General features: G+C 36.1%; 24 protein-coding genes. 7 read left to right on the top strand and 17 right to left on the bottom strand.

The genetic code is table 11. The features are described from left to right. Nucleotides 1–18: 18 nt before the first annotated feature. The 9 genes from cydC to ATZ35_RS09770 form a co-directional block, all read right to left on the bottom strand. Nucleotides 19–1779 (bottom strand): thiol reductant ABC exporter subunit CydC, encoded by a 1761-nt coding sequence (gene cydC / locus ATZ35_RS09810; protein ID WP_208927082.1) that lies wholly within the window; start codon nucleotides 1777–1779, stop codon nucleotides 19–21. Then, nucleotides 1779–3509: a thiol reductant ABC exporter subunit CydD gene (gene cydD, locus ATZ35_RS09805; protein ID WP_208927081.1), complete on the bottom strand. Its 1731-nt coding sequence runs from the start codon at nucleotides 3507–3509 to the stop codon at nucleotides 1779–1781. Before cydD ends, cydC begins: the two co-directional genes overlap by 1 nt. After that, entirely contained in the window at nucleotides 3506–4531 is a 1026-nt protein-coding gene (gene cydB, locus ATZ35_RS09800) for a cytochrome d ubiquinol oxidase subunit II (protein WP_208927080.1), read from the bottom strand. Before cydB ends, cydD begins: the two co-directional genes overlap by 4 nt. Beyond that, on the bottom strand, nucleotides 4528–5946 hold the full coding sequence (locus tag ATZ35_RS09795; RefSeq protein ID WP_208927079.1) for a cytochrome ubiquinol oxidase subunit I: 1419 nt from the start codon (nucleotides 5944–5946) through the stop codon (nucleotides 4528–4530). Before ATZ35_RS09795 ends, cydB begins: the two co-directional genes overlap by 4 nt. Before the next feature lie 383 nt (nucleotides 5947–6329). Then, nucleotides 6330–6776: a hypothetical protein gene (locus tag ATZ35_RS09790; RefSeq protein ID WP_208927078.1), complete on the bottom strand. Its 447-nt coding sequence runs from the start codon at nucleotides 6774–6776 to the stop codon at nucleotides 6330–6332. A 61-nt stretch (nucleotides 6777–6837) separates the two neighbouring features. Then, nucleotides 6838–7155: a nucleoside triphosphate pyrophosphohydrolase family protein gene (locus tag ATZ35_RS09785; protein ID WP_208927077.1), complete on the bottom strand. Its 318-nt coding sequence runs from the start codon at nucleotides 7153–7155 to the stop codon at nucleotides 6838–6840. A gap of 20 nt (nucleotides 7156–7175) precedes the next feature. Next, nucleotides 7176–7664 (bottom strand): nucleoside deaminase, encoded by a 489-nt coding sequence (locus ATZ35_RS09780; protein ID WP_208927076.1) that lies wholly within the window; start codon nucleotides 7662–7664, stop codon nucleotides 7176–7178. 201 nt (nucleotides 7665–7865) lie between these two features. After that, complete coding sequence (locus tag ATZ35_RS09775) at nucleotides 7866–8663, bottom strand: leucine-rich repeat domain-containing protein (protein WP_208927075.1); 798 nt, start codon at nucleotides 8661–8663, stop codon at nucleotides 7866–7868. A 263-nt stretch (nucleotides 8664–8926) separates the two neighbouring features. Next, the gene (locus tag ATZ35_RS09770; RefSeq protein ID WP_208927074.1) at nucleotides 8927–11008 is read right to left on the bottom strand and encodes a DNA topoisomerase III; all 2082 of its coding nucleotides are present in this window, start codon (nucleotides 11006–11008) and stop codon (nucleotides 8927–8929) included. A 186-nt stretch (nucleotides 11009–11194) separates the two neighbouring features. Here ATZ35_RS09770 and ATZ35_RS09765 point away from each other — a divergent pair, with 186 nt between their 5' ends. The 3 genes from ATZ35_RS09765 to ATZ35_RS09755 all read left to right on the top strand — a co-directional run bounded on the left by ATZ35_RS09765 (nucleotide 11195) and on the right by ATZ35_RS09755 (nucleotide 12642). Beyond that, nucleotides 11195–11908, top strand: coding sequence for a DsbA family oxidoreductase (locus tag ATZ35_RS09765; protein ID WP_208927073.1), 714 nt, complete (start codon nucleotides 11195–11197; stop codon nucleotides 11906–11908). A 149-nt stretch (nucleotides 11909–12057) separates the two neighbouring features. Continuing rightward, nucleotides 12058–12261, top strand: a complete 204-nt coding sequence (locus ATZ35_RS09760) for a helix-turn-helix transcriptional regulator (protein ID WP_208927072.1) — start codon at nucleotides 12058–12060, stop codon at nucleotides 12259–12261. 3 nt (nucleotides 12262–12264) lie between these two features. After that, nucleotides 12265–12642 carry a hypothetical protein gene (locus tag ATZ35_RS09755; protein ID WP_208927071.1) on the top strand — a complete coding sequence of 126 codons (378 nt, stop codon included), beginning with the start codon at nucleotides 12265–12267 and terminating at the stop codon, nucleotides 12640–12642. A gap of 36 nt (nucleotides 12643–12678) precedes the next feature. On the opposite strand, the gene ATZ35_RS09750 is transcribed toward ATZ35_RS09755, so the two are convergent. Further along, the gene (locus tag ATZ35_RS09750) at nucleotides 12679–13044 is read right to left on the bottom strand and encodes a DUF1033 family protein (RefSeq protein ID WP_208927070.1); all 366 of its coding nucleotides are present in this window, start codon (nucleotides 13042–13044) and stop codon (nucleotides 12679–12681) included. Nucleotides 13045–13270: 226 nt separating this feature from the next. On the opposite strand from ATZ35_RS09750, the gene ATZ35_RS09745 reads away from it, so the two are divergent. Continuing rightward, nucleotides 13271–13663: a hypothetical protein gene (locus ATZ35_RS09745; RefSeq protein ID WP_208927069.1), complete on the top strand. Its 393-nt coding sequence runs from the start codon at nucleotides 13271–13273 to the stop codon at nucleotides 13661–13663. A 22-nt stretch (nucleotides 13664–13685) separates the two neighbouring features. On the opposite strand, the gene mnmA is transcribed toward ATZ35_RS09745, so the two are convergent. The 5 genes from mnmA to ATZ35_RS09720 all read right to left on the bottom strand — a co-directional run bounded on the left by mnmA (nucleotide 13686) and on the right by ATZ35_RS09720 (nucleotide 18635). After that, nucleotides 13686–14810: a tRNA 2-thiouridine(34) synthase MnmA gene (gene mnmA, locus ATZ35_RS09740; protein ID WP_208927068.1), complete on the bottom strand. Its 1125-nt coding sequence runs from the start codon at nucleotides 14808–14810 to the stop codon at nucleotides 13686–13688. A 208-nt stretch (nucleotides 14811–15018) separates the two neighbouring features. After that, on the bottom strand, nucleotides 15019–15360 hold the full coding sequence (locus tag ATZ35_RS09735; RefSeq protein WP_086280500.1) for a DUF1831 domain-containing protein: 342 nt from the start codon (nucleotides 15358–15360) through the stop codon (nucleotides 15019–15021). Between the two features lie 82 nt (nucleotides 15361–15442). After that, nucleotides 15443–16588: a cysteine desulfurase family protein gene (locus ATZ35_RS09730; protein ID WP_208927067.1), complete on the bottom strand. Its 1146-nt coding sequence runs from the start codon at nucleotides 16586–16588 to the stop codon at nucleotides 15443–15445. 84 nt (nucleotides 16589–16672) lie between these two features. Continuing rightward, complete coding sequence (gene rarD / locus ATZ35_RS09725; protein ID WP_208927066.1) at nucleotides 16673–17569, bottom strand: EamA family transporter RarD; 897 nt, start codon at nucleotides 17567–17569, stop codon at nucleotides 16673–16675. A 100-nt stretch (nucleotides 17570–17669) separates the two neighbouring features. Beyond that, a complete protein-coding gene (locus tag ATZ35_RS09720; RefSeq protein ID WP_208927065.1) occupies nucleotides 17670–18635 on the bottom strand; it encodes a ribose-phosphate diphosphokinase in 966 nt (321 codons plus the stop codon). A gap of 242 nt (nucleotides 18636–18877) precedes the next feature. On the opposite strand from ATZ35_RS09720, the gene ATZ35_RS09715 reads away from it, so the two are divergent. The 3 genes from ATZ35_RS09715 (at nucleotide 18878) to ATZ35_RS09705 (ending at nucleotide 22351) form a co-directional block, all read left to right on the top strand. Then, nucleotides 18878–20074 carry a serine hydrolase domain-containing protein gene (locus ATZ35_RS09715; RefSeq protein ID WP_208927064.1) on the top strand — a complete coding sequence of 399 codons (1197 nt, stop codon included), beginning with the start codon at nucleotides 18878–18880 and terminating at the stop codon, nucleotides 20072–20074. Between the two features lie 296 nt (nucleotides 20075–20370). Then, the gene (locus ATZ35_RS09710) at nucleotides 20371–21126 is read left to right on the top strand and encodes a metal ABC transporter ATP-binding protein (RefSeq protein ID WP_208927063.1); all 756 of its coding nucleotides are present in this window, start codon (nucleotides 20371–20373) and stop codon (nucleotides 21124–21126) included. A 40-nt stretch (nucleotides 21127–21166) separates the two neighbouring features. After that, nucleotides 21167–22351 carry an IS110 family RNA-guided transposase gene (locus ATZ35_RS09705; protein ID WP_206842795.1) on the top strand — a complete coding sequence of 395 codons (1185 nt, stop codon included), beginning with the start codon at nucleotides 21167–21169 and terminating at the stop codon, nucleotides 22349–22351. Between the two features lie 153 nt (nucleotides 22352–22504). Here ATZ35_RS09705 and ATZ35_RS09700 read toward each other — a convergent pair whose 3' ends face one another. Continuing rightward, nucleotides 22505–22978: an NUDIX hydrolase gene (locus ATZ35_RS09700; protein WP_208927062.1), complete on the bottom strand. Its 474-nt coding sequence runs from the start codon at nucleotides 22976–22978 to the stop codon at nucleotides 22505–22507. A gap of 112 nt (nucleotides 22979–23090) precedes the next feature. Continuing rightward, nucleotides 23091–24278, bottom strand: a complete 1188-nt coding sequence (locus tag ATZ35_RS09695) for an amidohydrolase (RefSeq protein WP_208927061.1) — start codon at nucleotides 24276–24278, stop codon at nucleotides 23091–23093.

Genomic DNA, 24278 nt, shown 5'->3' with positions numbered 1-24278 from the left:
CTCAGCTGTTTTATTTACTCATTGTTGATTCATCCCGCGATCAATTGCATATAGCTGTTGATAATGTTGATTAGTAGCCAATAACTCTTGCGGAGAACCGCTCATTTCTAACTGACCATCTTCAATGAAAATCACTCGCTCCATCATGTGGACTCCTTGTAGGTGATGGGTGATCCAGATAATCGTTTTATCTTCTAGTGTTTCAAAAAATGTATCCAATAATTGTTGCTCTGTAATTGGATCTAATCCAGTGGTTGGTTCATCTAACAATACAATAGGTGTATCTTGAAGTAAAATACGCGCTAAAGCTAAACGATGACGTTCACCACCAGAAAAACGTAACCCAGCTTCATCGACCATCGTCAATAAACCTTCAGGAAGCCCTTGGATCATTTCCTTCAACCCAACCTGCTCCAGCACTTGCCAAACCTCTTCCTCAGAAGCTTCTTCTCGCCCGATTCGAACATTATTTAAAATCGTTGTTCTAAAGAGATAAGGGGCTTGATGAATCACACCGATCGATTTCGTGATTTGATCGCCAAACTCACTTGTTGGCATTCCACCTAATGTGATCGTCCCTTTATTTGGCTGTAAATCTCCACGAATCAACGTTGCTAATGTACTTTTCCCAGAACCACTACGACCCAAAATCGCTAACTTCTCTTTTGAATGGATTGTCAGATTCAAGTCTTTTAAAACTTGTTTAGATGTTCCTTCATAAGCAAAAGAGAGGTCACTGATCTTGATTTCTGTATTATTGATCCTTATTTCTTTTGGTTGTGCTACTGTTTCTTCTGGTTCCGGTAAATCATTCAAGCGTCTGATGGAATCTTTATAAATATTTGTTTCTTGTGCAGCATCGGGTAGCGGTGCAAAAGCATCGATCAACGGGAAAACCGTCAACGTGAAAGCGGCGATCCAGTTTGCCGCACCACCATGATTCCCTGGAAAACGAACACTGGTCCAAGCTAAAATTGCAACAGTGATCACACCAAAGGCCACTTGCAACAGAAAATCACGAAAACGATTGAAGCGTTTGATTTGTTCGTCCAACTGACGTAGTTTTGCTTCTTGCTGTTCATATGAATGGACAAATTCCTGTCCGCGTTGACTGAATACCCAGTCGGAAACACCCAAAATATTATCTGTCAGTGTTTTGTACAATTCATTTTTAGAGACCTTTTGCTTCTCTTGTCTAGCACCATTGACTAAAACTGAGATCAAAGGTAGTAGAAAAATCACAATACCTAACATCAACAGCATGCATAAGCCAAACCACCATGAGAACAAACCAAGTCCAATAATAATAAAAATATATAACAACCAAGCAATTACGGTTGGGAAAATCGTGCGTAAATATAAATTCTGTAAATGATTGATATCTTCTGATAACAACCCTAAAATATCTCCAGTTTGATATTTTGATTTAAAGAAAATCGCATCTTTTTCTAATACCATATAAAGCTTCAAACGCAAGTCAGAAGTCATTTTCAAGACCCAGTTATGACTAACTAAACGCTCAATATAACGAAAAACTGGACGACTGATCCCAAAGGCACGTGTCAGTACAATGGGAATATAAATCATCAAAATATTTTCTGGAAGTGACGCTGCTCGGCTAATTAAATAACCTGAGTTGAACATCAATGCTCCCGCACTGAAAAAAGTTAAAAAACCTAAAATCAACGCTAGATATAATAGCCCTTTATACTTCTTCAAAAACGGTTTGACCCATTGATCTTTTTCGTATAATGCTTTATTTGTTGGGGTATTTTCCATTATTCTGTCCCCCTCATTTGATTGACTAGTTTCACATAGTAACCATTTTTTTCAGTCAGTTCAGCTAATGTTCCTGCTTCAACCAGTTGTCCTTTATCCATTACTAAAATATAATCCATCTCTGCCATCCAATGTAAGCGATGAGTGGCAAAAAAGACAAGATGATCGTTCATTAAAGGCAACATTCTTTCTTTTAACTCTACTTCCGTTTCAATATCTAAGTGTGCTGTCGGTTCATCAAATAGCAGAACTCGACGTTCTTGATCTAAAAAGGCTCTAGCAAGCGCTACACGCTGTGCTTGCCCACCGCTTAACATTCTCCCACTTTCGCCGATCACCGTGTTTAAACCCTCTGTAAGCTCCGTTACAAGGTTTTCTAACCCTACTAGCTGAACTGCAGCTAAGACATCTTCATCCGTCGCTTCGGGTGTATAAAAACGAACATTATTCGCTAATGTATCCTGGAAAATATAGGGTGATTGAGGAATATACAGAACTTGCTTCTGCCACTCTTTTTGTAGAAAGTGCGGAAGCTTTTGCCCATCAACGTCAATTGTTGTTATTTCAGCATCTGGCTCTAAAAAACCACTCAATACATTGATCAGTGTTGATTTTCCAGAACCACTGGCCCCAATGATCCCAATTTTTTGATACCCTTTTGCAGCAAAGTCTAACCCTTTTAAAGCTGGTTGAGTAGCTTCTTCATATTGGAAAGTCAATTTTTCAACAGATAATTCACTCAAAGCTGTCCAATCTCCTAAAGAAAGTCGATCCGTTTCAGTCATTTCTGGTAAATCCAACACAGCTTGAATTGCCTGGAATGAATTTTTACCATCTAATGTCGCATGATAATCACTCGCAAAATCACGAACAGGCAAAAAGAATTCGGGTGCTAAAATCAATGTTGTCAACGCAGGAAATAATAAAATTCCGCCTTCCAATAAGCTTAATCCTAGAAACACTGCCACAACAGCCACAGACAATGTTGTAAAGAAGTCTAATGCAAATGTAGATAAGATCGCAATCTTCAACGTACTCATCGTTGCTTCTCTAAAACGTTCACTCGTATTATAAATACTGCCTGCGTATTTTTTACTTAATCCAAATAATTTCAATGTATCTAATCCTCGTAATGAATCAATAAAGTGATTAGATAAAATTTGAAAGGCTTTGTATTGTTTGTCCGCTTTACTTTGAGCTGCATAACCTAAAATAATCATAAAAATAATAATCATTGGAAAAACAACCAGTAAAACAATTCCAGAACGAACATCCAAGGTGAACACAAATATCAAAATGATCCACGGAATGATCATCATATTCATAATTTTCATTAAGATCAAATGCAAATAATTTTCTGTCTGGCTAATTCCTTCTAGCGCCATCGTGATCATATTCCCTGTTCCATTTTTTTGAACAACAGTTGGTCCTAAACGAAAAACCTTTTGGAGTAACGCTTCTCTCAACTCACGAGAGCGATCATAACTAAAGGTATCCAACATTTTCTCACGAAGATAGGTCACCACATGTCTGCCAGTATAAAACAAAAAGAACACCAAAATATTCAACAGCTGGTCACTTAATTGACCACCTTCCCACAACCCAACAACGGCTTTCGCTAAATAAAATGCTTGTCCTATAATAAATACTGCTTGCAGGAAAGAAAAACCTGCAAGCAAGATCATAATTTTTTTGATTTTCGGCATTTTTAAGATGGCTTTATCGATCATCCTTCATACCCCACAGCAGCAATTGCTGGATGTTTGATACGTTTTCTAAAGACATAATAAGACCAACCTGTATAGGCTAATACAAATGGTAAAATCGTTAATGATAACCATGTCATTGTTTTCAAAGTATATGGAGAACTTGAAGCATCTTTGATCAAGATATCATAGTACCCCTCGCTACCGATCATGACGTGTGGGAATAAACCACTAAATAATAACGCCACTAAAAGAATCAATGTTAAGCCACTAGCAAGAAACGCCACCATTTCTTTTTTCCTAAATACACTCACATTGGCAACAACCGTCAATACTACAATTCCTAAAACTAATAATAACGTCACTAAGAAGTTATTATCAAAGAAATCTGTTTTGAAGTACAACAATGCTGCAAACACAACTAAGCCTACATATAAAATCCAATAGAAGAATGATGCATAGTTACGTGCACGTTCTCTAACGGGTCCTTCTGTTTTTAAAGCAATATAGTTTAAACCATGTAAATAGCATAATAAAGTCAACGCAACGCCACCAACCACAGAAAATACATTTATATAATCTGTAAATGATGCCATCATATTCCCATCTACATCAAGCGGCATCCCTTGAACTAAATCAATGAATAAAACCCCAAAGAAAAATGGAACAATAAAACTACCGAGCGATAATGTCCAGTTCCACATTCTACGACGTTTGCCATCTGGCATACGGTGACGGAATTCAAATGACACTCCGCGAATGATCAAACCAACTAAAATGATAAATAAAATCAAGTAAAACCCGCTAAATAATGAAGCATACCAGTATGGGAAAGATGCAAACATCGCCCCACCCGCTGTTAATAACCATACCTCATTACCATCCCAAACCGGTCCAATCGTTTGGATGATTTGTTCTTTTTCTTCTTCATCGTGCGCTAACGTTTGAACCGACATACCCACGCCAAAGTCAAAACCTTCTAAGAAGAAGAAGCCTGAGAATAAAATACCAATTAGTACAAACCAAAGTAATTGCAACGTACTCATTCGCCAAAGACCTCCTTATCAAATGGATCTACATCAGTAGAGTTCGCCTCTGCTAATTTCTTTTCTTCATAATCTGGGCCTTTTTTAAGTTCTACAGTAATCAAGTAAACCATTACTGAGCCTAGACCAGCAAAAAGAATGAAGTAAATAATATTCGATGTTAATAATGAAGCCACTGATACGTTTGGTGAGACACTATCTTCAATCGTGAATAGACCATAAACAGTCCAAGGATAACGACCAAGTTCAGTGATCAACCAACCTGTTGTATTTGCCAAGAATGGTGCAAACGTACATAATGCCACGATCCAAACCATCCAGCGTTTTTCATAAAGTGATGGTTTTTTCTTACGACTAAAGAATAAACCTAGCGCTGAAACTAAAAGCATCAATGCGCCAAATCCAGCCATGACTCTAAAGCTCCAGAATAATGTGTTTACTGGTGGATAATAGTTTTTATCGTCACCATATTGTTCTTTCAAACGTTCATTCACTGTGTCCATTCCATCAACGGAGCCAGATAAACTGTTATAAGAAAGAATACTTAGCATATAAGGAATTTGAATCCCAAATACTTGTTTATGTTGGGCTTCGTCTGCCCACGCAATCAATGTCCAAGCGGCCGGATCACCAGAATCTTCGTAATCCCCTTCCATTGCCGCAAATTTCATTGGTTGATCATTGATCAAAGCTTTCATTTGTAAGTCACCTGTAAATAAAACAGATAGAGAGCCAAACAAAGCGATCCATAAACCAATCCGCATAGATACTTTATGGAAACTAATATCACGTTTTTTCAAAATTTGGAACGCAGCAAGACCTGCAACGATCATTCCGCCCATTACAATTGCGCCAGACAAGACGTGTGTAAACTCATACCAAACTTTTGGATTGCCAATTACGGCACCAAAATCAATTAACTCAGCACGACCATTATTTAAAGTATAGCCAACTGGATGTTGCATAAAGCTGTTTGCTGCTAAAATCCAAAAAGCAGACATCATTGAACCGAATACCACCAACCAAATAAATGTTAAATGCAGTTTAGGACTTACTTTATCCCAAGTAAAAATCCATAAACCTAAGAATGTTGATTCTAAAAAGAATGCAAGTAACGCTTCAATTGCCAGTGGAGCACCGAAAATATCTCCAACAAAACGTGAATAATCTGACCAGTTCATCCCAAACTGAAATTCTTGAATAATTCCTGTTACAACTCCGACTGCAAAACTTAATAGAAAAATGTTGCCCCAAAACTTCGCCATTTTGCGATAACGTTCATCTTTTTTCACGACATACATCGTTTCCATGACTGCGACTACAAGTGCTAATCCTATTGAAAACGGTACGAAGAAGTAATGAAAGACTGTCGTCATTGCAAATTGGAATCTTGCTAATGTTACAATATCAAACATCAATAATCCCCCTTGTTTTTACTGTCTCCACAAAAAGAATAAGCTAATTTCATTCAAAATCATTATTCATTTGTACTGTGGTTGGGACAGTCCAAATGAATCAAAACCTAGAATAAAATAAACCTAAAGACAATATGTGTGTGGAAACTCTTTTTATTAAATTTAGAATGATTCCAATTTAGAGTATACTCCTTTTATTGCAAAATACAAATGTTTCCGCCCATTTTCATTAAATTATTCCCTTGTTCTTGGGAAAAAATAAGAAAAGAGAGTTTTGATGATGGAATAAAAAAATACTTCGAATGAAGTATTTTTTTATTTAGACCTAAACTAAAAATATATACGTTATCGCGCAGATTATTATGTATCGAATGATCACTAATTTAAACTCTGGAAGTTACGACTTCCCATTTTTTCCAAAATTTATCCTTTTTCAATAACCACATCCAGGCTTTATGATTAGAACCTGGTATAAAACCAGAATTTTGATCATTTTCTTCTCCAACCTCAAAATCAGAATACAAAACAATGAAATCTTTTTTGTCTGCATTTTTTACACTTTTATTTTCTCGATTCTCTGTTAAATAATGGTTGATTTCCACATTCGATTTTTCTTCATTATAGTAAAGTTTGGTCATCTCACAGTTAGTAAATCCCTTAAACTCTTTCTTCACACGAGCAATCGCCGTTTCAATTTCAGTCGTTTTAAATTTTTCAGACTTCTCAGCTGTAATAATAGCATTTTCTGTTGATCCTTTTTTACCACTTATGGACACACCATAAACAATAATAAGAATCAACAATATAGCAATCCCTAACTTCTTTTTCACCAACACCACCCCAATACCTCTATCATTACAATAAAATTATTTTTAAGTTTGGTCCCTAAAATCATTTTGAGTTAAAACTTTTTTCTAGCAACCCTTTTTCTTCAGAATAATCCATATATTTATAAACTTTCTTAATCTTATCGTTCTTCACTTTCTCTATTTTTTCCTGAGTAAAACCTGCAATGATCCCCTTATTCTGCATTTCTTCGATCATCGCAGTCAATTGATAAAATTCTGTCAACAGTTGTTCTTCATTGGTTTCGTCAGCTCTTGAAGGATGATGATCATCAAACCCGAATCTGATTGCCTTTGACAAGGCTTGTTGGATCTCTGCACACTCTTCCATCGCAACTAAAGCTAGATATTCATTTTTTCTCATCTTTCGACTCACCTTATCCTTTATCCTTGAAAATAATCAACATACACTGGCACTGCCGCCTCTTTTAGTACACCTTTGGCAACTTCAGGTCTATTCGGACTTTTTGAAAAAATCTCTTCACTGCCGATCATAATATTAAAACCGGCGATCTCAGCTAATTCATCATGTCCTAAACTATAAACCATTCTACCTAAATTGCTCCACACCATAGCTCCGGCGCACATACAACAGGGCTCACAACTTGTATACAGGGTATATTCTGATAAATCTGTTATTTTTTGACTCGTACAAAAATCACGAATAATGCCTAATTCAGCGTGATAGGTGGGATCACATTCCGTGTGGATCTGATTTTCACCGGTTAAAACAACTTTGTCATTTTTGACAAGTACCGCTCCAAATGGTTCATTTCCATTATTGCCAGCGTCTTGAGCAAGTTTTAGGGCTTGTTTCATGAATTTAGCATCTAGTTCAGCTTGCTGTTGTATTACTTTTATATTATTCTTCATGATGAATACCTTCCTCTCAAAAATTAATTATCTATTTTCACCCTCAATTAAATTATAACATGCGATCTAAATCTATTTATCAACTAGTTGAGTTTAATCTGATATCCATAAAAACATTCACTATAAAACTTATATACCAATCATTTTTTCAAAAAAATAACCAGAGAGCACTCTCTGGTTATTTAATAAATCTTCTATTTTTTAATACCAAACAATTGGTATCTCACAACTAAATGAAGCAAAGAAACCATTACTTATATCATTATCTTTAGATGAGGCTTCAAAAGACAAATATACTTTAGAAATACTTTCATCCAGATTATTTATAATAACCGCATTATTTTCAATACCTGGTTCTACCGTTACACCTTGTTTATCTGTAGAGCCACTAACTGTTCTTTTACCATCAAATTGTTTAGAGTATTTCACAGGATGCTCCATCACGAATTTTTTAGTTGATTTATCCACATAAACGGTTGGCAAATTAACATTTATCCCCCCAAATGCTTGAATAGATTTTAGTTTAGGTAATTCTGATAACATACTAAAATCGCGGATATTTGCATAACCAAAATATAAATTTTCAAGATTTTGTAATTCACCAAAAGGGGTAATATTTAATACTTGTTCTTCATCCCCTTGTATCAATGAAGAATACGCATGATATTCTTTCAAGTTATTCATACCAGAAATAGGACGAAAATCAGTGATTCCTAAACCACTAATTTGTATTTTTTCAGCATTTATTGCATATTGAACTCCTTCTATAGATCCATTATCAGTGCCACTTATCTCTTTAATTTCACTCATTTGTTGAGCTGTCGGCAATTCATTTTCTACCGGTTCTTCAATTTGATCGACCATACTTTTTCTTAACCAATCATCTGAGACGTATATTTTTTTCTCATTTGCTAAAGTTCCTTGACTGAAAACACCGAAACTTATAATTACTCCCAAAACAAAAACTCCTGTTATCAAATTCATTTTACTCTTTTTCAAAAAAATTCCTCCTTTATGTTAACAATATCATTATATAACAAAACAAAACGATTTAACAAGCTGTTTATGGATTTATTATTTGTTTTTAGATATAAATTTCATATATAGCGAAGATTAAAAAGCACTATTCAATCAATTATTTATGATTATTTCCACATAATAAAAAAACATTCCGCTTTATCCCAACCAAAGATACTTTCTTTAGTCAGGCGAGTAGAATGTTTTTTTATTACGTTTAAAATATATTCCTTAGTTAACGAGAATCAGTCTTGTTTCATCGCTGCTTTCAACGCTTGTGCTAAGGCACTTTCTTCTGGTTCTTCTTTTTGCGAGTACTTCTTCACTAACTTACGTTCTTCATGTTTACTTAGTTTTTTACTACGTTCTTTTTTATCCTGCATTTTTTCTGTGATCGAACAGTATTTACATTTAAAGTAAGCACCATTTTTCCCATCAATAATTTCCATTTTACGGTGGCATTGAGAACAACGGTGGTTTGAAACTTTAGGATCTTTTCTGCGACGGTAGCTACAATCTTGATTAGAACATACATAAATTTTACCGTCTTTGGTATTTTTCTCACGTAAGTTTGAACCACATTCTGGGCATTTCTTTTGTGTGATTGAAAAATCTTGGTATTTGCTTTCGCTTTGTTTGATTTCGTTGACAAGCTTTTTAGTATCTTGCTCGATTTCTTTTAGGAAAACAGTACTGCTTTGTTTACCTTTAGCAATTGCTTCTAGTGTTTTCTCCCATTTTTCGGTTAGCTCAGGTGTTACTAACGATGGGTTGACTAGTTCAAGTAGTTGCTTACCTTTTGGTGACACATTTAAGCCGTTGGTATTGCGCTCCATCAACTCTGACTTGATTAGCTTTTCAATGATTTCAGCACGTGTGGCCGGAGTTCCTAAGCTGTGTTTTTCCATCAAACCTAAAAGAGTTCCTTCGGTCAAAGGTTTTGGTGGTGCCGTTAGTTCTTTATTAATAGTGAAATTTGGTGGAATCACCATTCCTAATGTCCAGTCAACAGACGGAACCACGTCTTCTTTTTCTTGTTTCCAACCAGCTACCTCGACTTTACTTTGACGGAAGATAAATTGTTCTTTACCAAAGCTTACAGTAACTTTTGTTTGTTTTGTACGATGTGGTTCAGCAAACATACCAAGGAAACGAGTCACGATCATATTATAGATTTTTTGTTCGTCTCCACTTAATTTTTCATAACGAGGACGTTGTTCAGTAGGAATCAGCGCATGGTGATCTGTCACTTTCTCATTTTGGAAAACTTTGGTTAGTTTGACTTGCCCGCCATCTTTGATATACGTTTTAACTTCTGGTGCAAAATCACTCACTGCCTGCAATCGTTCCTTCATCGTTGCTTTCATATCGGTTGTTAAATATTTACTATCGGTTCTTGGATACGTTACGATTTTATGGAATTCATAGAGACTTTGAACTAGCGACAGTGTTTTCTTTGCAGAAAATTGGTAGCGTTGGTTGGCTTCTCTTTGGATTTCTGTTAAATCATAAGGAAGTGGTGCTTGTTCTGTTTTCGTTTTTTCTTGAATATCTGTTACTTTACCTTTTCCTTCGCTTAGTTTTTTCACAAACGCTTCAACATCGTTCCGTTCTTTAAATGCGTAGGGGTTGCTTTGAACCAGTTTCGCTTTTTCTTTTTGAACGTGCAGCTCTACTGAAAAATAAGTCTGGGGTCTAAAGCTTTCAATTTTCTTTTCTTGTTGACGAACTAGAGATAGCGTTGGCGTTTGTACTCTTCCTGCTGATAAGCTATCTTGATATTTTACGGTTAATGCTCTGGTAACATTTAGACCGACTAGCCAATCGGCTTTAGCGCGCGCCAATGCCGAATAATATAGATTGTCGTATTCTTTTGCTGGTCGTAATTTCTTGAAACCATCTTTGATTGCTTTATCCGTTTGTGAAGAAATCCATAGACGTTTGACGGGTTTATTAAAGTTGACATATTCTAAAATCCAGCGAGCAACAAGCTCCCCTTCACGTCCAGCATCCGTTGCAATCACCGCTTCTGTAACATCTTTACGATTTGCTAATTGTTTGATTGCTTTTAATTGATGACCTGTTTTTGGTAACGGTTTGATCCCTAAGTTTTTTGGCACCATCGGCAGCGTCTCCATTTGCCATGATTGCCATTCTTTGTTGATGTCTTCAGGCATTTTTAATCCTAACAGATGTCCTAACGCCCACGTCACAATCACAGTTGGTCCTTCATAATAGCTTTTATTTTTTTGATTTGCACCAAGTACTTTACTTAGATCTTTGGCAACACTAGGTTTTTCAGTAATAATTAGTTGTTTATTTGCCATTTGGTTCACTCACTTTCTGTCTCTCTTATGTAAATTGAATTCATCTTTAAAATGTCAATACGTTGATTTTACCACACTCGGCAAGTTCTTTTCGCCTTTTATCTAAGCTTTTTAATTGAAATCTAAATAGAAGAACTGTACACTTACTAATTGTAAGCATATAATAATGATACTGAAGGAGAAACTATGATCACAATTGAATTTTTTCACGATGTTATCTGCAGTTTTTGTTTTCCCATGTCATATAGAATGAGACAAGTTCAAAAAGAGATGCCTGAACTAAACATCATCCACCGCTCCTTTGCCTTAGCTAGGGATGAAGAAGATCACGTGCAGATGTTTGGTTCTAGAGAAAATGCCAAAAATGAAATCCTATCTCACTGGGTTCATGCCAATCAAAATGACGATCTCCATCGCTTTAATATTGAGGGAATGAAAAAAGCTGATTTTCTTTTTCCAACTTCTATGAACGCTTTACTTGCGGCAAAAGCAGCTGGTGTTGTAGGAGGGGAAACTGGTTATTGGGCGATCTTTGATGCTTTGCAAACAGGTTTATTTGTTGAAAGTCAAAATATTGAAGATATTGCGGTGATTGAATCAATCGTCAAAACTAGTTCGATTGATTTTGAGCAGTGGCAGCAAGCATTTATTGATCCTGCTACGTTTGCTTTGGTTGAAGATGATTTCCGCATTGCAAACGCGTATCAATTGACTGGCGTTCCAGCATTGATCGTGAATGGAAAATATCTGATCAATGGAGCGCAGCCAATGGATCAAATCATCCAAGCCATTCAAACCATCAAGGAAAAAGAAACGCCAATTATTGATGTTATCGAAAATAGTCATTCAGAAAATGGATCTTGTAATCTGGAAGATGGTAAATGGGTTTGTAAGGATTAAGGCAAAATAGCATCGAGAAAAGCAATCTTCTGAGAAATCGTTATTGCTTTTCTTTTTTTGGTAAAAAGCGTAAAGATATCTTTACTCATTTATTTGACTGTGCTAAAATATAGTAAAGATATCTTTACTACTAGTAGGAGCGTATACTTATGAATGTTCATAATAAGATCAAAGAAATACGTGAAAGCAAAAAGATACCCCAAATTCAGATGGCCACTGACTTAGGTGTCTCTAGACAAACTATGAATGCTATTGAAAAAACAAAGTATAACCCAAGCTTAGAATTGTCTTTAAAAATAGCAAAGTATTTTGATATGCATGTGGAAGAAATTTTTCAGTTAGAGGAGGAATGACAGATGATTTATGTTGGGATAATTTCTACGGTTATTTTCATATTTGCTGCAGTGTTTTCGATAGCTTCTGTTTTTAATGCGATTAGTGTATTAGGTCAGGTAAGAAAAGGAAAATTGGATGAATTAGAGAAAAAAACTGTTTCAGATTCCTTAGTCTACTCTATGCTAGTTCTACTATTTTTGCATCTGGTTCAATTCATTTTAGGAATGATTTTTAATTTTATGCCAGACGGTCCATTTCATTACTACCCAATCATTTCTGGCGGACTCCCTTTTAGGGAAGTTATGGGAAATTCCCCTTGGCATTTCGAAGCACTCTTTTTCGACTTTTTTATTTTTTCAATCATTTATTTTTTCAGAAAACGAAAATATAGAGAGTAAGATACTAGGAGCGTATCTTACTCTCTATCTCTATTTCTAAACCAGGCTTGACTTACAACATTTTGGTTTTGCACAGTCATTATGGCGTTCATGAAAATCATCGCCACTTTCAAACGTCACCGCTTGGAGATCCTTTAACAAAGCTAATCCCTTATATTGCTGCAGATCCTCATCACATTCTTCACACCAGCGTTCATCCCCCGCGTTCCAGAAGGCCGCTAAATAATTCACTTTTGTATTTATGTATTCGTATGTTGAAGAAAGTTCTTGCCATTTTTTTATGTAGTAACGTTCTGCATCTTCCAAAGAATCAAATGTTTTATTTTCTTCAATATCTTCCTGCCAGTCTTCAAAAAACCACCAAGGCTCATTATCGCCATACATGGTAACAACTTGGTACATTGATCGATCACTCCAATTCTTTCTACAAGTGCTATTCTAGTCACTTAGAGTAAAACTTTCAACTTAAGTGCTTGTGAAATAGTTTTTTGTCTAAACGTTCATTCGTTTAATTTTACCATAACTTGAAATAGACGAGAGAATAAACTTGATTTTTGCTTTATTTGATTGCGAATAGAAATAGCATTTGCTAAACTATGTAAAGAACAGAAAGGAACGTTTCTTAATTATGAAAAAACCTGTATTTTGGAATTCTATCGCAATTTATTTACTATTATATAATAATATTTTACTCATCATTTCCCTGATTATGGCGTTAAAAACAGTGGTCGAAGGAAAGTCTAGTTTCAGTGCAGATGTGTGGTATCAAATTTTTGTTTTTCTTATCTATATCATTGTGATCGCTGGTTTAATGACAGGTGGAAAAAAAGGCTACCTCGTTTCTGTACTCTTCATTCCATTTATTTTCTTAATGTACTTTTATCCCCCAATGATGGTCAGCCTGTTTCCCAAAATGATCATGTTGGCATTTCGTGTGCTTGAGTTAGGTTCAATGGTTTACCTAGTAATTTCACCAGAATCTAGAGCTTATATTCAAAACAGTAATCAAAAAAACGAGTAGGGAAAAATCCTACTCGTTTTTTTTAGATATATTGTAATACTTTTTCTTCTTGGTAAGCTTGATCAATCAAGCCACCACCAAGGCATTCCATACCGTCATAAAAGACAACAGCTTGTCCTGGCGTGATTGCTCGAACAGGTTCTGAGAAAATCACTTTGGCCTTGGTTCCGTCACCTGTTAACACCACTTTAACAGGGATGTCATCTTGGCGGTAACGGAATTTTGCTGTACATTCAAATGATTTTGGCATTTCTGTATCAACAGTGAAATGAATTTCACTGGCATCTAAATGTGTCGCATACAATTGTTCGTGATGGAAACCTTGCCCAACATACAATGTATTCGTTGCTAAATCTTTCCCTACGACAAACCAAGGTTCTTGCGAGCCTTTGCCGCCGCCAATACCTAAACCTTGGCGTTGACCGATTGTGTAATACATCAATCCATCGTGTTGTCCTTTGATTTCACCATCTAGCGTTACCATATTTCCTTTTTTGGCAGGTAAGTAGTTACTTAGAAATTGTTTGAAGTTCTTTTCACCTATAAAACAGATCCCTGTTGAGTCTTTTTTCTTAGCCGTTGCTAAATTGGCTCTTTCAGCGATTGCGCGAACTTCTGGTTTTTCCATGCCACCTAACGGGAACATTGTTTTAGCTAATTGTGCTTGAGACAATTGACTCAAGAAATATGTTTGGTCTTTATTGTTATCCACTCCACGCAACATGCGCACAGTGCCATCTTCTTTTCGTTCGACTTGAGCATAATGCCCAGTTGCGACATAATCTGCCCCAAGTTGCATCGCATAATCTAGAAAGGCTTTGAATTTGATTTCCTTGTTACACATCACATCAGGGTTCGGCGTGCGACCTGCTCGATATTCTGCAAGAAAATATTCAAATACGCGATCCCAATATTCCTTTTCAAAGTTGACTGAATAATAAGGAATACCAATTTGATCGGCAACTTTTGCTACATCTTTGTAGTCTTCCGTAGCTGTACAGACACCATTTTCATCGGTGTCATCCCAATTTTTCATAAAGATGCCTACGACATCATAGCCCTGCTCTTTTAAAAGCAACGCGGTAACAGAAGAATCTACACCTCCGCTCATGCCTACAACGACACGAGTTTTGCTGTTATCTGTCATTTGATCACCATCATTTCAATTTAGATTCTGAACTCATCTACGATTTGAAGGTCGTAACTTTTCAGTGATACTTATTATACTAGTATTTTGGAAGAAGTAAAGGTATTGAGAGGAAACGACTGCTTTCTTAGTACATATTTCTCTAATATAGGATAAAAAAATAAGACTCGATCTGCATAGATCTTGTCTTATTTTAATATGCCTCAGTTTATGCCTTCTCTAACACACCACGGCTAATCATACCATCCATCAAGAAATAAAATTTTTCTTGACTCATTGCATGAGTTTCGTTTTTGAAGATATTCATTGCTTTTAACCCGTTAGCAGTTGTAACAGACATTTTCAATGTTTTTAAATCTTCAGCGATCGTAATCTTTAATTTAAAACCTTCTTTACTTTGGGGCGTTGCATCCAAGGGACGAATAAATTGAAAATTTCCTGAATTTGTTTCAGTGAAACCATTATCTTTCAGTGTATATTTTTTAGCTTGTTCATTTACTTTATAAAATACTGTACAACCTTCTACTGTTGCTTTTTCTTTAAATGCCATTTTTCCACCTCTTTATTTATTGTCTCTTTTATTATAGTTGGTAGGCTTTCTTTTTACTAGTTCTATTCCTACTTTTCTTTGATTACTGCTTAATTTTTTGAATCGTTTCACTCAAAATTGCTGAAAATCGTTGGATTTGTTCGCAATCATTGCCTAATCCAAAACTGATTCGGACAGATTCTTTGATCGCCGGATGATTCTTGCCATACAGCGCCTCTAAAACATGAGACGGCTCTACTGTTCCTGCCGTACACGCTGAACCTGTTGAAATGGCAATTCCTTGAAGATCTAAGTGCATCAATAATAAGTCACTTGATACTCCAGGGAAGCGTAAGTTTAAAATATGCGCTAATTTATTTTCAGGATTACCGTTGATCTCATAAACAATCTTATTTTCATTCAAATGAGTTAAAATCAGTTGTTGATATTCAGCATATTTCTTATGTCGCTGTTCTTTTTCACTTTCGGTCAAAAGCGTAACAGCTTCCCCCATCCCAGCAATTCCTGCTAAGTTTTCTGTTCCTGCTCGACGTTTTTCTTCTTGCTCCCCACCATGTAAAAAGGCTGGTAAAGAGATTGCATCATTTTTAAACAAAAAGCCAACACCTTTTGGTCCGTTGATTTTATGAGCGGAAATACTTAATAGATCAATCCCAAATTCGTGCGGTGAAATCAGTTCAGACCCATAGGCTTGAACAGCATCTGTATGAAATATGGCTGGATGCGTTTTTAATAATGCACCAATTTCTTTGATCGGTAATAAATTCCCAATTTCATTATTTCCATACATCACTGAAACTAAAATCGTGTCATCCCGCAAAGCTTTCTCAAAATCGGCAATAGCCAGTTCCCCATTCTCATCAACAGGCAGATAGGTTACTTCAAAACCCATTTTTTCCAAATACTTCATTGTTTCTAACACCGCTGGATGCTCGATCATCGTTGTAATCAGATGCATACCTTGTTCTTTTTTAGAAAGTGCCGTTTCAATGATGGCTGTATTGTCTCCTTCTGTACCGCCGCTATTAAAGATAATTTCATGAGGCAATACATCCAGACTAGCTGCGATCACTTGTCTAATGTCTTCTAACCTACGATGTGCTTGTCTGCCAAATGTATGAATACTGGACGGATTACCAACTGTATTGGCCATTTCATTGGCCATTATGTCAATGACAGCCGGATGTGCTGGCGTAGTTGCTGCGTGATCTAAATAAATGGGTTCCACTGAACTCGTCCTTTCTGAATCATTTTTAATGGATTTAGTTTAACATAACTGAAAATCTTACTCAAAGATTGCTTCTTCTATCGCTTATTTTGCAAACCGTTTTTCTTTTCGATAAGTATAAATGTTGCCATAGGTAAAGACGGCGATCCCCGCCCAAATGAAGCCAAATGCAATAAATTGGTCAGCTGAATAAGGTTCATGGTATAAAAATAGTGCCGAAATCAGCATCAAAGTCGGTCCCACATATTGAATAAAACCTAGAATGATATAGGAAATTTGTTTCGCTGCTTGTGCAAAAAGTAATAGCGGAATCGCTGTAACAACGCCTGCCCCCATCAATAATAAATTAGTAGATGCTTCATAATTCATAAATCCTTGTCGTGAAAAGAAGACTAAATAAATCAACGCAACAGGTAAAATGACAAAAGTTTCAATCGTCAAACCAGTATATGAACTTACGGTGACACCTTTTTTAATCAAACCGTAAAAACTGAATGTCACAGCCATAATCAAGGGTGCTAACGGAATTTCTCCAGTTTGAATCGTTAATAAGATTACGCCAGCTAATGCTAAAGCACAGGCAATCATTCCTGAACGACTCAATTTTTCTTTCAAAATCAACGTTGCCAACAGGACATTGACTAAAGGATTCATATAATAGCCTAAACTTGCTTGAGTAACATGTCCTTGGCTAACGGTATAAATAAATGTAAACCAATTGATAGAAATCAAAACAGCCGCACAAATAATAGCAACTAACTTTTTCTTATCTTTCAGTACCGTTTTGACCTCCGCTAAAAATAATGACCATCTTTTAGTCACCAAAATATAGACGATCATAAATAAAAATGACCAAACGATCCGGTAACACAAGATATCAAGCGGATCAACTGTCGGTAGTAATTTCCAATAAATTGGAATGATCCCCCAAAATACATACGCAATAAATCCTAATAAAACACCTTTTTTCTGTTCATTCACAGGTGTAACTCCCTTCTTTTCTTCGATCAATCTAAACGATAAAAAGAAGTCCAGTCTAAAATAATAGCTGAACTTCTTTTTTGATTTAAGCAGATCGTTATTATTTTTCTTCTAAACGAAATAGCGGGCTCATTGGTGTATTTTCGTGAATTCGTTTCACTGCTTCTCCCATTAATTCCGCACATGATACAACATTTAGTGAAACTGGCTTGCGATCTTCTGAGATAAAGACTGAATCCGTCACACAAATTTGCTCAATTGGTGAAGCATCTAATGTGGCTTTAGCTCCTTTAGACAATAAACCGTGTGATGCACAAGCATAGATACATTTTGCTCCATTTTCTTTTAAAATCTCTGCGGCAGTCGCCATTGTGCTACCAGAATTTAAAATGTCATCTACTAAGATACACGTTTTGCCTTTGACTTCACCAATCACATAACCTGAGCGTACCCCCTCTACTTCATCTTGGTCAATAATAGCAAGCGTTGCATCTAAATATTCAGATAAACTTCTCGCACGCTGTACACCGCTATTTTTAGGAGAGACTACCACAATCTCTTCCCCTGTCAACTGTTGCTGACGATAATGATGCGCAAATAGCGGCATCGTGAATAGATTATCCACTGGGATATCAAAAAATCCTTGTACTTGAACTGTATGTAGATCCAGTGTCAATACACGTGTAGCACCTGCTTCTTCTAACAAATTAGCGACCAATTTTGCTGTGATTGGTTCTCTCGGTTTAGCTGTACGGTCTTGTCTCGCGTAGCCATAATAAGGTAATACCACATTGATTGTTTTAGCACTTGCTCGTTTTAATGCATCAATCATGATCAACAATTCCATTAAATTGTCATTCACTGGAAGGTTAGTCGATTGAACAAGAAAAACATGGTCCCCACGAATACTCTCTTCAATATTGATTTGAATCTCTCCATCACTAAATTGGCGCACCGTACTTTTTCCCAGTTCAGTCCCGACAACTTCAGCAATTTTCTCTGCTAAAGGACGATTGGCATTCAAACTAAAGATTCGTAATGTTTTGTCTTGGTATTTTTGGGTCATGATTTCCTCCGTGATCTAGTTTTTTTCAATTCTTATACTTAAAAAACTTCAAGTTCTATTCTACCACTGATTCAGTAAAAAATCATGGATCTTTTTCTTTCTTGTGACAAATAATTGAAAATATTGAGACGATTAAACGAAGAAAGTTCGTGCTTACAAAACTGTTCGTTAAATCCCTTAGAATCACCTTGCGATTCTTTTTTGTATCAGTAAAATAAAGAATAATCGGAGGTGATCGACTTATGCGTCACAAAAAACATCATAGAAAAAGCAATCCTTATATGCCTATATTAATTACCTTCATTTTAATCATTTTAGTTGGCATCGAACTTTACCTTTTGTTTTTCCAAAATCATTCTGAGCCTACCCTTTCTAAAAGCTCAAATACAAAGGTCGAACAAACAACTGAATCTTCTCAAACACAAGCCAACGGTAGCGAAAAAATAGAGCATTTAGATCAAGAAGTTCAGCCTGCTTCTAATTTTGCCAATGAAATAAACCAGAAGTTAGAAGATAGTCAATTTATTGGTTCTGCTTTGATTATTCATGATGGCCAAGTTATTTTGCAAAAAGGCTTTGGTTATGCTAATTTTTCTGAAAGTCGACCCAACACCTATCTATCCACTTTTCAAATTGGTTCGATTCAAAAGGCTTTTACTGCCGCTCTTATTTTACAACAAGTTCAAGCTCAAAAGCTTTCATTAGATGATACAGTGGATCGTTTCTATCCAAATGTTCCAGATAGCCAAAGAATAACCATTCGGCAATTATTATCAATGACATCTGGGTTACAACAAAAAATCAAGCCGACTATTATGATGTCGGAGGATGATTTTGTTCAGTTTTCCATCTCTAACGCAACGATGGATGTTTATGGTCAATACAAATATGAAGCAGTCAACTATTCTATTTTAGTAGGCATTCTAGAACAGTTAACAGGAACTTCTTATCGAACATTGTTCACAAAAACTTTTAATCATGGTCTTAGACTATCACATACATGCTTTTATAATGATTTTATCAAATCAAGTAATCGAACCTATGCTTACAAGAAGGTTGACGGTAAAAATTTTGCTTCTGAAATAAAAGATGATCCTTTAGGTTTTGATCAAGAAGTTGGTACTGGAAATGTTGGTATGACTGTAGGCGATCTTTATTCATTTTACTCGAGTTTACTTGAAGGTAAAATTATTGATCAACAAATTATCGATGAAGTTTGGACTCCAGAAATCGGCTCAAAGTATATGGGTGGTCTTTATTCTTTTTCAAATTATATTAGAGGACACGGAACCGAAGCAGGTTTTGAGTCAAATGCGAGAGTTTCAAAAGATAGACAAAATGCTGTGATTCTTCTTTCTAATCAAAAACCTGAGGATAAAACACTTCAGCAGTTAGCAAATTCTATTTTCAACTCGTTGGGTCCATACAACAGTGAGTAGTTTCAATGTAATGAAATGTGGGCTTCATTAAAATTTGCTACTTAACACTTAGAATTTGATGTAATCAAAGTGGAGGGCTTAGCTTTCATTCGTAAAAGTTAGTGAGATCAAAACGGAGTGGAGTAGTTGCTTCTGTTCTCACCGTCTATCCGCATAAAAAGAACCTGAAATATAACTTTTTAAGTTATATTTCAGGTTCTTTTTATTATTTTTAGGCAAACCTAAAAAATTGGTTGATTTTAATTTAACTTTACCTTATACTCATTTTAAGGTAAACCTAAAAAGGAGGTTTTTTTATGTCTATAAATAATAATAACATTACAGTTGAGCAGTTAACTGTTAGTTATCAAGGTCAAAAAGCGTTGATTGATATTTCACTACAAATCCCTGCTGGAAAAATCACTGGGATCATTGGTCCCAATGGTGCAGGAAAATCAACTTTTTTAAAAGGAATGCTTGGCTTACTCAAAGCAGATGCCAGAACAGTTTCTCTAGGAGAGCAGCCTATCGATTCTCAAAAGAAGCGAATTGCTTACGTAGAACAACGTAGTGCACTGGACTTGTCTTTTCCAATCAATGTCTTGGAGGTTGTTCTTTTAGGAACTTACCCCAAGTTAGGTATTATGAAGCGTCCTAAAAAACAAGAAAAAGAGCAGGCGATGAAGGCTCTTAAAACAGTCCAACTAGAGGCCTTTGCTAAACGTCAGATTGGTGAACTATCAGGTGGACAGCTACAGCGAGTATTTATTGCCCGTGTGCTGGCTCAAGAAGCAGATGTTATCGTTTTAGATGAACCTTTCGTAGGAATCGATATGACTAGTGAAAAGGTTATTATGGATATTCTTAAACAGTTAAAAGACGCTGGGAAAACAATTGTGATTGTCCATCATGATCTTCACAAAGTTGCACATTATTTTGATGATGTGATCATTTTAAAGAAGAAACTCATCGCATGTGGCCCAGTTGCAACAACTTTTACAAACAAAAATATTCAATTGGCTTATGGTGAAACAATGGGCGATATTATAATTAAAGGAGTGGCTGATGCATGATTGCAAATTTTATTGATGGTTTGGTGAAGGCGGTATAATTATGTTCTACATTGGAATTGATATTGGGAAACGTTCCCATGTTGCTTCAATCATGAATGATGAAGGAAAGGTTGTTCTTAAAGGATTTTCTTTTCCGAATACCATTGAAGGTGGAGAAAAATTACTTGGAAAAATTCATGATTTTTCTTCTTCATCAGATGATTTTACTGTAGGTATGGAAGCTACCGGTCATTATTGGTTAACGGTTTTTTCATACTTACATGAAAAAGAGTTTTTAATTCATGTTCTTAACCCCATCCAAACGGATGGGTGGCGTAAAGGGACAGAAATTCGTAAACGCAAGAATGATATTATTGATTCAGTTTTAATTGCAGATCTGATTCGCTTCGGTTCCTTTGTTGAAACGACACTCTCTGATGAAAATATTTTTTCTCTTAAACAGCTTTCCCGTTATCGTACTTACCTAGTTGGGACAGCGAGTGACTTTAAACGTAAAATCATTGCCGTATTAGACCAAGTTTTCCCTGAGTATGACTCAGTATTCGGTAAATCAGGTGTTTTTGGTAAAGCATCAAAAGAAATTTTACTTGAATTTAGTTCTCCTGAAACACTCCATGATATCTCTGCGAATACTCTTGCGAAACTACTTAAAGAAGCGAGTCACAATCGTTTAGGGATAGATAAAGCCAATGCCTTAAAAAGTGCTGCGAGTCGATCTTTTGGTATTACTTTTGCTCAAGAGACCTTTACTTTCCAATTACGATCAATGATTGAACAACTTAAATTTCTGGAAGCCCAAATTAAAGATACTGAAACTGAAATCAAAAAAATCATGGTTACTCTGCATTCTGTCATTGAAACGATCCCAGGAATCGGACCAATCAATGGCGCTACTATTCTTGGGGAAATTGGAGACATTAGTAAATTTTCCAATCCTACAAAATTAGTCGCATACGCTGGTCTAGACGCGACTGTTTCTCAGTCTGGTCAATATCAAGCAACACATAACGTTATGAGTAAACGTGGTTCCCCTTATCTTAGAAAAGCCTTATTTTCAGCTGCTTTAATTGCAGTACAACATGATCCTGTTCTTAAAGCCTTCTACGAAAAGAAACGTTCTGAAGGGAAACACCACCTCACAGCTCTTGGAGCAGTTTCCAGAAAGTTATGTTACATCGTTCATGCGATTCTCAAAAAGAACGAACCTTACGAAATACGAATGTAACTCAAAAAAATACCTTTGCTTTCTCTTATTTGTTATGCACTTTTTTGTTATTAAATTTTGGACTAATTCTTTTATTCTTTACTTGACTTCTTATAGTTAGTCTTTCTTTACAAAAATAGTTTACCATAATTGCTTTGAAAAGCAAGAATATTACTAATCGATCGATTCTCGTTGTACGAGATGTTGAATGGTTTCATTTTTATTTTTGGTCAGCTCTTTTAAAAATGTCGGTCTTATATCTAATTGAGTCAGTCGATCAAACAGTACCCACTGCAACTGTTCTTCCTCGTCAAATTCATTACAAGACTCGCAAAAAATTTCTGTGTTTTGCAGTTCTACATAATAGTAAAATGAAATTTCATGATACTCTTCTCCAGTTAGATCTGACGTGAAAAAATTCTCATGAATAAAACCAAGTGCTTTCGTTTTAATCTGACTACCAGTTTCTTCATAAACTTCTCTTTCAATCGCAGCGTCTGCTGTTTCCCCCATTTTTACTCGTCCGCCAACTGAATAAAAGAACGGTTCTTTTGCATTAGACACTACTAATAACCCTAGCTCACTTGTAATAATCGCCCCTACACGATAATTGAACCTACCTTCTTTTGTTTGAAATGTACAATCCAATTGATCAGCTCCTTACTTTTACATCTTTTACTTTATTATAATCAACCGATTTACTCTTACCAAGTAAAAAAAAAATTAAAGTTGATTAAACCTCAATCCTTCTTTTGGTTTTTTAGCTTAAATACGTCAATGCATAACGTACATGAAATTCTGTTGCTAACGCTAATCCAGCTTCATCAATATCAAATTTTTCATGATGATGACCATAATGTGTCTCTGGGTTATCTAGATTTCGCGTTCCCACACGTCCATAAACACCTGGTGCTTTCAGTAAAAAGTCGGCAAAGTCATCGGCGCCTAAACTCTTTGTATGATCGGTTACAACATTCTCACTGCCCACAATTTCAGCTGCTACTTTTTGAGCTAATTCAGTTGCTATATCATCATTGATCAAAGGACCTGCTGCATCATGGATATGGAAAGAGGCAATTTTAGTACGATGAGCTTCAGCGATTTGATTGGCGATTTTTTCTACGCGCTGTAAAACAAATGCTCTTGTTTCATGACTGAAAGCTCGCACTGTTCCTTCGATTCTAGCATGATTTGCTACGATATTATATCTCGTTCCAGCATCGAGCACACCTATTCCCACAACAACAGGATCTAGAGGACTGACTTCTCGTGCTGCTATTTTCTGCAGTTCTACAACAATACTTGCAGCAGACAATACCGCATCCCGACCAACATTCGGTTGCGCTACATGACTACTTAATCCTTCAACCTCAATTGTAAAAATGTCACAAGATGCATTCGTGGCCCCTTTAGTCGCAACTAATTTCCCTACAGGAACACTTGAATCTAAGTGGATCCCAAAAACCTGATCGATGTTCTCGACAAAACCGCCATCGACAAACTGACAAGCCCCAGCTCCGATTTCTTCCGCAGGTTGAAAGGCTAATTTGATCGTACCAGCAAAATCTTCTTTATGGCTGTTCAACACTTTAGCTGCTCCCAATAATGCTGCAGCATGTCCGTCGTGACCGCAGGCATGATTTAATCCGGGATTTTTAGATTGATAGTCTTTACCCGTAGCATCTTCTAATTCTAACGCATCAATATCTGCTCTTAAAATAATTGTCTTACCAGATTTTTCACCCTCTATCGTAGCTAATACGCCTGTTTCACCGACCGCTTCAAAAGGAATAGCCAGCTTGTTTAACTCTTCTTTGATTCTTTTAATTGTTTCAAATTCTTTCAAACTCGCTTCTGGATATTGATGAAAGTGACGTCTAAGTACGATCACTTCATCTGCATTTTGTTGAATTTCTTCTTGAATCGATTGTTTTGTCACTATCGTCAT

Source organism: Enterococcus rotai (genome assembly GCF_001465345.1).
In the GTDB taxonomy this organism is placed as follows: Bacteria; Bacillota; Bacilli; order Lactobacillales; family Enterococcaceae; genus Enterococcus_L; species Enterococcus_L rotai.
The sequence above is the reverse complement of the archived record's forward strand: the minus strand, read 5'-3'. Positions and strand labels throughout refer to the sequence as shown.